Origin of the sequence: Spirillospora sp. NPDC049652 (assembly GCF_040675125.1) — a bacterium.
Classification (GTDB): Bacteria; Actinomycetota; Actinomycetes; order Streptosporangiales; family Streptosporangiaceae; genus Spirillospora.
In genome coordinates this window covers 1-11,353 of record NZ_JBFAOF010000151.1, presented here as the reverse complement: position 1 = coordinate 11,353, position 11,353 = coordinate 1, and the positions used below count along the sequence as shown (strand labels likewise).

Below are 11,353 nucleotides of genomic sequence, written 5' to 3'. Positions count from 1 at the left end.
CCCGCGTGGACGTGCACGTCGAGGGCGACCTCGCCGCGCTCCCGGCGGCGGCCGAGGTCGCGGCGTACCGGATCGTCCAGGAGGCGCTGACCAACGTGTACCGGCACGCGCGGGCCGGGCACGCGGTCGTCCGGCTGCGGCTGAACGGCGATCTGGACGTCAGCGTCCAGGACGACGGCATCGGCCCGCCGGAGGATCTCCGCGGCGGGGTCGGGATGTCGTCGATGCGGGAGCGCGCCGCCGAGCTGGGCGGGGCCTGCACGGTCAGCGGCCGTCCGGAGGGCGGGACGCTCGTGCGGGCGCGGCTGCCCCTGACCGGCGCGCCGCCAGGTGTGCTGCCGGGTGTGCCGCCGGGCGCCGTGTCCGGTGGTTCGCCGCCGAAGGGCGAACCGGACGCCTCCCCGCTCCGGACGGACGGCGGCTCGGAGGCGGCCGAGGACGAGCGGCTCGCGGCGGAGGAGCCGTCCCGGGCCCATGCGCCCGCCGAACAGGGTTGAGCAGAACGGGACTGAGCCGAACAGGGCTGGCATGTGGGCGTCCGCCTGCCCGCGGACATGGTGAGGGCCGGTGACCGCCCCCCGCCAAGAAGGTCGCCACCGGCCCTCGACACCGCTGCGGTTCCGAGGCTCCCATCCCGGCCCGCGCGGCCTGCACCTTGAGGTGTGCTCGCCACCCGAGGTGTGCACCCAGAAAGTAGGCGACCGGGAGGCCCTTCCGTCAGGGACAGGAGTCCCGAGTCACCCGGGACGAAAAATAGTCACAAATGACTAGAGCCAATCGGTCCTGGTCTCCCCTTCGGCCACCAGGACGGCCGGACCGGTCAAGAAGCTGGTCCCGGCCTCCAGGGACACGGTAACCCGGCCCCCGGGGACGTCCACGGTCCACTCCCCGGTCGGCAGGTTCGACGCGCCGCCCGGGACGGAGCCGCCGAGCGCGGCGGCCACGGCGACCGCCACCGTGCCGGTGCCGCAGGAGCGGGTCTCACCTGAACCGCGTTCGTAGACTCGCATCTCCACATGGCGTTCGCCCACGAGACGGAAGAACTCGACATTCACTCCGTCCGGGAACACCTCGGGATCGAATCCGGGCGCGTGGCAGAGGTCCAGCTCGGCGAGCGGCCGGTCCACCGGGCAGGCCAGGTGCGGGTTGCCCATGGAGACGCGCACGCCGCCGAAGCTCTCGCCCGCCACGCTCGCCTCGCCCACGCCCAGGTACACGGGCCCGCTCATCTCGACCCGGACGTCCCCGGACGTCCCGATCGTCACCCGGCGCAGCCCGGCACGGGTCGCGACGTCCCACTCGCCCGGCTCGGCGAGCCCGGCGTCCACCAGGTACCGCGCGAAGACCCGCACGCCGTTCCCGCACATCTCCGCGATGCTCCCGTCGGCGTTGCGGTAGTCCATGAACCACTCGGCGGGCAGGCCCTCGACCGCCGGCTCGCCGGCGACCTTCGTGCGGACCACCCGCAGCACGCCGTCCGCGCCGATCCCGGCGTGCCGGTCGCAGAGCCGCGCGACGGCCTCGGCGGTCAGGTCAAGGGCCCCGTCCGGATCGGGGAGGATGACGAAGTCGTTCTCGGTGCCGTGGCCCTTGATGAAACGCATGCCTCGATCGTATTACCCCGCCGGACCAGCCCCTTTACAGCAGGCCCAGGGCGCGCTCGACGAGGTCCGGGGCGTCGTACGGCAGCCACACGACGCGCGGGTCGCGCCGGAACCAGGACTCCTGGCGGCGCGCGAACCGGCGCGTCGCCCGGACCGTCTCCTCCTTGGCCTCGGCCTCGCTCCACTCCCCCGCCAGGAACCGCAGGACCTGCGCGTACCCGAGGGCGCGGCCGGCGGTCAGGCCGTCCCGCAGGCCCTGCCCCTCCAGGGCGCGGACCTCGTCCACGAGCCCGGCCTCCCACATCCGGTCGACCCGCAGCGCGATCCGCTCGTCCAGCTCGGGGCGCGGCACCTGCAGGCCGATCTGGACGACCGAGCGGTACCGGTAGCGGTGCTCGGGCAGGGTCGCGGTGAAGGGCCGTCCGGTGATCTCGATGACCTCCAGCGCCCGGACCACGCGCCGGCCGTTGCTGGGCAGGATCGCCTCGGCCGCCTTGGGGTCCAGGCCGCGCAGGCGCGCGTGGAGCGCGCCCGAGCCGACCTCGGCCAGCTCCTCCTCCAGCCGGGCCCGGACGGACGGGTCGGTGCCGGGGAACTCCATCTCGTCCAGGGCGGCCCGCACGTACAGGCCGGATCCGCCGACCAGCACCGGCACCCGCCCGCGTCCCCGCACCTCGGCGAAGACCTCGGCGCTGAGCCGCTGGAACTCGGCGACGCTGGCGGTGACCTTGACGTCCCAGATGTCGAGCAGGTGGTGCGGGACGCCCCGCATCTCGTCCGCGGAGAGCTTCGCGGTGCCGACGTCCATGCCCCGGTAGAACTGCATCGAGTCGGCGTTCACCGCCTCGCCGGGCAGCCGGAGCGCCAGCTCGACGGCCAGATCGGACTTTCCGGCGGCGGTCGGTCCGACCACGGCGATCACGTCAGGAGAACTCACACGCTAATTCTGGCAACCGGTGGGTAGGGATCGGACTGTACGGGTGCCACGCGCCGTCGCCCCACCGTGCGGCGGCCCCGGCGCCGGACGACCTCGGGGGAGGTTTGCCATGTCGTTGATGGACAAGGTCAAGGAAATGTTCGGCCAGCATCCCGACCAGGCCAAGAGTGGCGTGGACAAGGCCGGAGACATGTTCGACCAGAAGACCGGCGGCAAGTACGCCGACAAGGTCGACAAGGCCCAGGAAAGGGCGGGCCAGTACATCGACCACTCCGGGCAGGGACAGGCCGGACAGGGGCAGCAGACGCCGAACCCGCCCCAGGACGGGGCCCAGGGCCCAGGCGGTCAGGCCCCGGGCGGTCAGGGCGGCACGGCCGGCCCCTGACCGGTACGCCCGGACCTGACCACCGGTCCGGCCCGGGCCCGAAGGCCCGCACGCGTCATCAGGGGCGTCCCAGCAAGGCCGGGACGCCCCTGACGCACGCCTGATACAGAACTAGGGGCAGGTGGAACAGCCGGTGGCCGGCTGGGCGGCGGGCGCCGGACGGCCGATCGGCGGCATGCCCAGCGCCACGCCCTTGACGCCCTCGGGGTTTCCCTGGCGGGCCTCCCAGGCGTCGCCCGCGCGCGTGCGGCGCACCGAGAACGACTTGTCGGCCACCAGGTGGTGCGGCGCCGCGTAGGTGATCTCCACGGTCACCATGTCGCCCGGCCGGACGGCCTCGTCCGGCGCGGCGAAGTGGACGAGCCGGTTGTCGGCGGCGCGGCCGGACAGCCGCCGCGTCGCGTCGTCCTTGCGGCCCTCGCCCTCGGCGACCAGGACCTCCAGGGTGCGGCCGAGCTGCTTCTTGTTCTCCGCCCAGGAGATCTCCTCCTGCAGGGCGACGAGGCGCTCGTAGCGCTCCTGGACGACCTCCTTGGGGATCTGGCCGTCCATCGTCGCGGCGGGCGTGCCGGGCCGCTTGGAGTACTGGAAGGTGAACGCCGAGGCGAACCGGGCCTCGCGGACGACGTGCAGGGTCTGCTCGAAGTCCTCCTCGGTCTCGCCGGGGAAGCCCACGATGATGTCGGTCGTGATGGCCGCCTCCGGCATCGCCGCCCGGACCTTCTCGATGATCCCGAGGAAGCGCTCCTGCCGGTAGGAGCGGCGCATCGCCCTCAGCACGGCGTCGGAGCCGGACTGGAGCGGCATGTGCAGGGACGGCACCACGTTCGGCGTCTCGGCCATGGCCGCGATCACGTCGTCGGTGAAGTCCTTGGGGTGGGGGGAGGTGAAGCGGACGCGCTCCAGGCCCTCCACTCCCCCGCACGCGCGCAGCAGGCCCGCGAAGGCGCTCTGCCCGCCCTCGGTCATCGCCCTGACCTCGTCCGGGGCGGACGCGAGCGAACCGAAGCCCGAGCCGTAGGCGTTGACGTTCTGGCCGAGGAGCGTGACCTCGATGACGCCGTCGGCGACCAGCGCCTCGACCTCGGCGAGGATCTCGCCGGGACGGCGGTCCTTCTCCTTGCCGCGCAGCGACGGGACGATGCAGAAGGTGCAGGTGTTGTTGCAGCCGACCGAGATCGACACCCACGCCGCGTAGGGGGACTCGCGCCGGGTCGGCAGCGTCGAGGGGAAGGTCACCAGGGACTCCTCGATCTCGACCTGCGCCTCCTCCTGCACGCGGGACCGTTCGAGCAGCACCGGCAGGGCGCCGAGGTTGTGGGTGCCGAACACCACGTCCACCCAGGGGGCGCGCTTGACGATGGTGTCGCGGTCCTTCTGCGCGAGGCAGCCGCCGACCGCGATCTGCATGCCGGGCCGGCCGTCCTTCACCGGGCGCAGATGGCCCAGGTTGCCGTACAGGCGGTTGTCGGCGTTCTCCCGGACGGCGCAGGTGTTGAACACGACCACGTCGGGTTCCGCGCCGTCCGCGCGCACGTATCCGGCGTCCTCCAGCAGCCCGGACAGCCGCTCGGAGTCGTGGACGTTCATCTGGCACCCGTAGGTACGGATCTCGTACGTGCGGGGACCGGTCTCAGTAGGCGCACTCATGACGGTCCAAGGGTAGTCGGAGGGGCGGGGCGCCCCGCGCGGGTGAGGGGAGCGCCCCGTGCGGAACAAGTGGATCACCAATTGGTTACCGGCGGGTCACATTACGGCCGACACACCGGGTCCGGCCAGCGCGGACGAACATCGTGAGAACTCCCTCATCAGCGCGGTTACATGGGCATTCGTGACCGGATCGGTACCGCTTGCGGGCTTCCCCGGCGATAAGCATCACGTAAAGTCCGGGCTCATGGTGGACATCGGCAAGGGAGCTGGTGACAAGGGGACCTCTGACAACCAACCCCTCGTCGTGCTCGAGAACGTCAACAAGCACTTCGGTGAACTGCACGTCCTGAAGGACATCAACCTCACCATCGACCAGGGTGAGGTGGTCGTGATCATCGGCCCGTCCGGCGGTGGCAAGTCGACCCTGTGCAGGTCGATCAACCGGCTCGAGCCGATCGACGGCGGGACGATCCTGATCGACGGCAAGAAGCTCCCGGAGGAGGGCCGCGACCTGGCCCGGCTCCGCGCCGACGTCGGCATGGTCTTCCAGTCCTTCAACCTCTTCGCCCACAAGACGATCCTGGAGAACGTCACGCTCGGGCCGATGAAGGTCCGCAAGGTGGGCAAGGCCGAGGCCGAGAAGCACGCCATGGAGCTTCTGGAGCGGGTCGGCATCGGGACGCAGGCCGGCAAGTACCCGGCCCAGCTGTCCGGCGGCCAGCAGCAGCGCGCGGCGATCGCCCGCGCGCTCGCGATGAAGCCCAAGGTGATGCTGTTCGACGAGCCGACCTCCGCCCTCGACCCCGAGATGGTCAAGGAGGTCCTGGACGTCATGACCGACCTGGCCCAGGAGGGCATGACCATGATCGTCGTGACGCACGAGATGGGCTTCGCCCGCCGTGCCGCGCGGAAGGTCGTGTTCATGGCCGACGGCCAGATCGTCGAGGAGAGCACCCCGGACGAGTTCTTCACCAACGCGCGCACCGACCGCGCGAAGGACTTCCTGTCCAAGATCCTCACGCACTGACGCACCGAACCCCGCGCTTCCGCCGGTCCGCCGCGCGCGCGACCGGTTGCACGCGCACCGACACGACGTAGCAGGATCCGCGTACCCGGCCCCGTACGGACACCACGTCACGGGGCCGCGTACCGGGACGACGCGCCGGCGGCGCGTTCTCTTGGGCGTACCAAAAGCCACCAAAGGGGACGCACCTAAGGGCAGGGACAGAGTTTGAGCGCGGGCCTCCCGCACCGGGCAACGCACGAAAGTAGAGGGACGACACATGCGAGCACGTCAGATCGTGGCCGCCCTGGCCGCCGCCTCCCTGGCGCTCACGATGAGCGCCTGCGGCAGTGACTCCTCCAAGAAGAAGGCCGAGTCGACGAGCGTCGCGGACAAGGCCAAGAACGACAAGAAGCTGGTCATCGGCGTCAAGTTCGACCAGCCCTCGCTCGGCCTGAAGAAGCCGGACGGCTCCATCGACGGGTTCGACGTGTCCGTGGCCAAGTACATCGCGCAGCAGCTCGGTGTGCCGGAGAGCGGGATCACCTTCAAGGAGGCCCGGTCGGAGAACCGCGAGACCTTCCTGCAGACCGGTCAGGTGGACCTGGTCGTCGCGACCTACTCCATCACCGACTCGCGCAAGCCCAAGGTGACCTTCGGCGGCCCGTACTACGTGGCCCACCAGGACACCATGGTCAAGGCGAACAACACCGACATCAAGAAGGCCGCCGACCTCAAGGGCAAGAAGATCTGCAAGGCCGCCGGCTCCAACTCCTGGAAGCGCGTCGTGCAGGGCCCGCCGGACGGCAAGCTGAACATCAAGGCCACCACGGTCGACGCCACCGGCTACGCCGACTGCGTCGCCAAGCTGGACGCGGGCGCGGTGGACGCGGTCTCCACCGACGACCTGATCCTGGCCGGGTTCGCCGCCCAGCAGGCGGGCAAGTTCAAGGTGATCAACGACCCCTTCACCGACGAGAAGTACGGCGTCGGCATCAAGAAGGGCGACACCAAGGGCTGCGAGGCGGTCAACGCCGCGATCACCAAGATGTACTCCGACGGCACGGCCAAGACCCTGCTGGAGAAGTACTTCAACGGCACCGGGCTGAAGCCCACCACGACCGTTCCGCAGTTCGAGGGCTGCGCCTGACCGTCTGACGCCGCCGGCCGCGCCGCGCCCCCTGCCGAGGGGGCGTAGGCGCGGCCTCCTACAGGTGGGAACCCATGGGCCAACTCTTCGACTTCACCGAGGTCTTCAACAACCTCGACAAGATCGCCATCAGCTTCTGGGCGACGATCCGGCTGGCCGCCGTGACCGCGGTCCTGTCCATGATCCTCGGCACGGTGTGGGCGAGCTTCCGGGTGTCGCCGACACCGGTGCTGCGGGGCGTCGGCACCTTCGTGGTGAACCTGCTGCGCAACACCCCGCTCACCCTGCTCGCGGCGTTCTGCATCTCCGCGCTGAGCGACATCCTCAAGTTCCACTTCTCCGAGACGCCGACCGTCAACGGCTACTGGTGGGCGGTGACCGCGCTGTCGGTCTACACCTCGGCCTTCGTCGCCGAGGCGCTGCGGTCCGGCATCAACACCGTCCCGCTCGGCCAGGCCGAGGCGGCACGCTCGATCGGGCTGACCTTCACCCAGTCGCTGCGGATGATCATCCTGCCGCAGGCGTTCCGGTCCGTGATCGGCCCGCTCGGCAGCGTGCTGATCGCCATGATCAAGAACACCACGGTGGTGGGCGCGATCGCCTACGGCGTCGAGGCCGCCTCGGAGATGAAGGCGCTGTTCTTCGACCTGGGCGCGACGCTGCCGATGTTCATCGGCTTCGCCGTCGGCTACCTGGTCCTGACCCTCCCGGCCGGCTTCTTCTTCGGCTGGCTGACCAAGCGAATGGCGGTGGCGCGATGAGCCGCGACGAGGCGACCGTCCTGTTCGACGCGCCCGGGCCGCGCGCCCGGCGGCGCAACACCATCCTGACCGCGCTCTCCGCCCTGGTGATCGTCGGGATCATCGCCTACGTCCTCTACGCGCTGGGCGACAAGGGCCAGTTCGCGAAGGTGAAGTGGGAGCCGTTCACCAAGTGGGACGTCTGGCGCACCTACTTCATCCAGGGCACGATCAACACGCTGAAGGCGGCGGCGGTCGGCACCGTCCTCGCGCTGGTCTTCGGCGCGGTGTTCGGCCTGGCCCGGCTGTCGGACCACTGGTGGGTCCGCGTGCCGGCGGCGGCGGTCGTGGAGTTCTTCCGCGCCATGCCGCTGCTGATCCTGATCTTCCTGGCGTTCTTCGTGCCGGCCACGGTCAGCCCGATCATCGCCGACGGCCCGCTGGGCAACTTCCAGCGGGTCATGGTGGAGAACGTCTTCACGATCTTCGGTGTGACGATCAACAACGGCACGGTGACCGTGCCCGCGTTCGCCGCCGTGGTGTTCGGCCTCACCCTGTACAACGGCTCGGTGCTCGCCGAGGTCGTCCGGGCGGGCGTGCAGTCGATCCCGCGCGGGCAGTCCGAGGCCGCGTTCGCGCTCGGCATGCGCAAGAACGCGGTGATGCGGCTGGTGCTGCTGCCGCAGGCCGTCACCGCCATGCTGCCCGCGATCGTCAGCCAGATCGTGGTGCTGCTGAAGGACACCTCGCTGGGCTTCATCATCGGCTACGAGGACCTCACGTCCTACGGGTTCAAGATCGAGCCGGCGAACTTCTCCAACCTGCTGCAGGCCGCGATCGTCTGCGCGGCGATCTACATCACGATCAACCTCATCGTGAGCCGGATCGCGACGTGGCTGGAGGCGCGCAGCCGCCGCAGCCGCAAGTCGATCTCCACGATGAGCGGTGATCTGGGCGTGATGCCCGCCGCGGGCATGTCCTCCAGCGGCGCGGACGCCGTCTGACGGCCGTCCCGTCCCGCCTTGCCGCGAGGGGCGTCTCCGGGGAATCCGGGGGCGCCCTTCGGGGTTCTCGCGGACGTGACGTACGACGAGATTCCAGCGGGCGCGACCGCCGTGGACGTGGCCGTCGTGGGGGCCGGGCAGGCGGGCCTGTCGGCCGCGTACCAGCTGCGGCGGGACGGCGTGGACTTCGTGGTGTTCGACCACGCGCCGCGTCCTGGCGGGGCCTGGCAGTACCGCTGGCCGACGCTCACGCTGGGCAAGGCGCACCGGATCGCGGACCTGCCGGGGATGCCGCTCGGGACGCCCGACCCGCGCCGTCCGGCGTCCGAGGTCGTCTCGGAGTACTTCGAGCGGTACGAGCGGGAGTTCGGGCTCGCGGTGCGGCGGCCGGTGGACGTGTCGTCCGTGCGGGATCTCCCCGGCGGACGGCTGCTGCTGTCCACTTCTGAGGGCGGATATGCCGCCCGCTACCTGATCAACGCGACCGGGACGTGGGAGAAGCCGTTCTGGCCGCGCTACGCCGGAATGGAGACGTTCCGGGGCCGCCACCTGCACACGCACGAGTACCGGGGGCCGGACGAGTTCGCCGGGAAGCGCGTCGTGGTGGTCGGCGGCGGGGCCTCGGGCGTCCAGGCGCTCCTGGAGATCGCCGAGGTGGCCGCCGACACGCGCTGGGTGACCCGGCGGCCGCCGGAGTGGGTCGAGGGGCCGTTCGACGAGGAGTTGGGCCGCGCGGCCGTCGCGAAGGTGGAGGAGCGGGTCCGGCGCGGCCTGCCGCCCGCCAGCGTCGTCTCGGTCACCGGGCTGATGCTGACGGACGAGGTGAGGGCGGCGCGGGCGTCGGGCGTGCTGCGCCGGCTGCCGATGTTCGACCGGATCACGCCGTCCGGCGTGGTGTGGGCGGACGGGTCGTCCTTCGACGCCGACGTGATCCTCTGGGCCACGGGGTTCCGGGCGTCGCTGGGTCACCTCGCGCCGCTGGGGCTGCGCGGGCCGGGCGGCGGGATCGTGATGGACGGGACGCGGGTGGCCGCCGATCCGCGCGTCCACCTGCTGGGGTACGGGCCGTCCGCGAGCACGATCGGGGCGAACCGGGCGGGGCGGAGCGCGGCACGGGCCGTCCGGCGGGGGCTGGAGGCGCGGGAGGGCACCGGCGGCGAGGTGGGGCACTCTCCCGGGCAGACGGGACGGACCGCCACAAATCCATCAGGCGGGCGTCCAGAATCTCCGCACCGCCGGCAGCATGCGGAAATCACCCCGGCGGCCTGACTTCTCCCCGCTGAGCGGCTCGTATCTTTCCGGCGGCAACTGCCCCGTCATGGCCCCAACCGATCCTCCGATGCGGGACGATTCGCATATGACCGCTCGTGCGACCCTTCCCTTTGGCTCATGGCCGTCTCCCATCTCCGCCGGCGACGTCGCCCGCGCGCGGCTGCGGATCGGCTATCCCACCGTGTCCGGCGACGACGTGTGGTGGCAGGAGACCAGGCCCGAGGAGGGCGGCCGGACGACGGTCGTCCACCTGGCCGAGGGCCGCCGCACCGAGCTGCTCCAGGCTCCCTACGACGCCCGGACGCGCGTGCACGAGTACGGCGGGCGGTCATATCTGCCGGTACCGGGCGCCGAGGGCCACGTCATCGTGTTCTCCAACTACGAGGACCAGCGACTCCACCGGCTCGACCCGGGCGACCCCAAGCCGTATCCGCTCACCCCGGAGCCGGCCGAACCGGGCGGCCTGCGCTACGCCGACTACGTCCTGTCGCCCGACGGCACGCAGGTGTGGTGCGTCTGCGAGGGCCACACCCCGGACGGGATCCGGCGCGCGATCGTGGGCGTCCCGCTCGACGGGTCCGCCGCCGAGGACGCGTCGGCGATACGGGAACTGGTCACCGGCGCCGACTTCTACGCCTCCCCCACGCCGTCCCCGGGCGGCGGGCACCTGGCGTGGGTGCAGTGGAACCACCCCCGGATGCCCTGGGACGGCACCGAACTACGCGTCGCCGCCCTGGAGGACGGCGAGGTCGTCGCGCCGCGCACGGTCAAGGGCGGCCTCACCGAGTCCGCGCTCGCGCCGCTGTGGCGCGACGACGAGACCCTCTACGTCGTCTCCGACTGGCCGGGCTGGTGGAACATCTACCAGATCGGGCTGCACGGGGAGTCGGCCCAGGCGCTCTACCCGGCCGAGGAGGAGTTCGCCGCCCCGCTGTGGACGCTCGGCGGCAAGCCGTACGCGATCCTCGAGGACGGGCGGCTGGCCGTCCTGCACGGCGAGGGCGACATGCGGCTCGGCGTCTACGACCCGGAGACCCTGGAGCTGACCGACCTCGATCTGCCGTACACCGACTGGCGTCCCGCGCTGACGGTGTCGGGGTCCACGGTGCTGGGCGTCGCGGGCGCGCCCGAGGTCCCGACCTCGGTCGTCAGGGTGGACATGACGACCGGGAGGGCCGAGAGCCTGCGGCGCGAGCTGGCCGAGCCGCCGAACGCCGCCTACCTGTCGATGCCGCGCGCCGAGCGCCTCGAAGGCCCGTTCGGCCGTCCGGTGCACGCGCTGGTGTTCCCGCCGTCCAGCCCGGACGCGCAGGGCCCCGAGCACGAGAAGCCGCCGTACGTGGTGTTCGTGCACGGCGGCCCGACCGGGCGCGCGTCCAGCACGCTGGACCTGGAGCGGGCCTACTTCACCAGCCGCGGCATCGGCGTGGTCGAGGTCAACTACGGCGGCTCGTCGGGATACGGCCGCGCCTACCGCGAGCGGCTGCGGCGGCAGTGGGGCGTCGTGGACGTCGAGGACGCCGTCGCCGCCGCGCGCGCCCTGGTCGACCTCGGCGTCGCGGCTCCTAGGGCCTGTCGTTCGATTCAGGCCGCCTATATGGTCGGGCC

11 protein-coding genes are annotated in these 11,353 nt (G+C 71.3%); 8 read left to right on the top strand and 3 right to left on the bottom strand.

From position 1 onward, the window contains the following. Positions 1-497 (top strand): sensor histidine kinase (locus AB0J52_RS13250; protein ID WP_500181826.1); only part of this gene is annotated, 497 nt, incomplete at its 5' end. Positions 498-767: 270 nt separating this feature from the next. On the opposite strand, the gene dapF is transcribed toward AB0J52_RS13250, so the two are convergent. Both dapF and miaA read right to left on the bottom strand, forming a co-directional pair. After that, a complete protein-coding gene (gene dapF, locus AB0J52_RS13245) occupies positions 768-1,604 on the bottom strand; it encodes a diaminopimelate epimerase (RefSeq protein WP_500181825.1) in 837 nt (278 codons plus the stop codon). Positions 1,605-1,638: 34 nt separating this feature from the next. Next, complete coding sequence (gene miaA / locus AB0J52_RS13240; RefSeq protein ID WP_500181827.1) at positions 1,639-2,526, bottom strand: tRNA (adenosine(37)-N6)-dimethylallyltransferase MiaA; 888 nt, start codon at positions 2,524-2,526, stop codon at positions 1,639-1,641. 133 nt (positions 2,527-2,659) lie between these two features. Between miaA and AB0J52_RS13235 the strand changes: the two genes are divergently transcribed. After that, positions 2,660-2,926, top strand: a complete 267-nt coding sequence (locus AB0J52_RS13235; protein WP_500181824.1) for an antitoxin — start codon at positions 2,660-2,662, stop codon at positions 2,924-2,926. Positions 2,927-3,037: 111 nt separating this feature from the next. Here the strand turns inward: AB0J52_RS13235 and miaB are convergent, their stop codons facing one another. Then, on the bottom strand, positions 3,038-4,576 hold the full coding sequence (miaB, locus tag AB0J52_RS13230) for a tRNA (N6-isopentenyl adenosine(37)-C2)-methylthiotransferase MiaB (protein ID WP_500181823.1): 1,539 nt from the start codon (positions 4,574-4,576) through the stop codon (positions 3,038-3,040). Between the two features lie 244 nt (positions 4,577-4,820). On the opposite strand from miaB, the gene AB0J52_RS13225 reads away from it, so the two are divergent. The 6 genes from AB0J52_RS13225 to AB0J52_RS13200 all read left to right on the top strand — a co-directional run. Next, positions 4,821-5,603, top strand: a complete 783-nt coding sequence (locus tag AB0J52_RS13225; RefSeq protein ID WP_500181822.1) for an amino acid ABC transporter ATP-binding protein — start codon at positions 4,821-4,823, stop codon at positions 5,601-5,603. Positions 5,604-5,859: 256 nt separating this feature from the next. Next, positions 5,860-6,729 (top strand): glutamate ABC transporter substrate-binding protein, encoded by an 870-nt coding sequence (locus AB0J52_RS13220; protein ID WP_500181821.1) that lies wholly within the window; start codon positions 5,860-5,862, stop codon positions 6,727-6,729. Between the two features lie 74 nt (positions 6,730-6,803). Next, on the top strand, positions 6,804-7,490 hold the full coding sequence (locus tag AB0J52_RS13215) for an amino acid ABC transporter permease (RefSeq protein WP_500181820.1): 687 nt from the start codon (positions 6,804-6,806) through the stop codon (positions 7,488-7,490). Then, positions 7,487-8,473, top strand: a complete 987-nt coding sequence (locus tag AB0J52_RS13210) for an amino acid ABC transporter permease (protein ID WP_500181819.1) — start codon at positions 7,487-7,489, stop codon at positions 8,471-8,473. The genes AB0J52_RS13215 and AB0J52_RS13210 overlap by 4 nt, the downstream gene beginning before the upstream one ends. A gap of 75 nt (positions 8,474-8,548) precedes the next feature. Further along, complete coding sequence (locus AB0J52_RS13205; RefSeq protein WP_500181818.1) at positions 8,549-9,742, top strand: FAD-dependent oxidoreductase; 1,194 nt, start codon at positions 8,549-8,551, stop codon at positions 9,740-9,742. Positions 9,743-9,830: 88 nt separating this feature from the next. Then, a partial coding sequence (locus AB0J52_RS13200; protein ID WP_500181817.1) for a S9 family peptidase occupies positions 9,831-11,353 on the top strand: 1,523 nt, incomplete at its 3' end.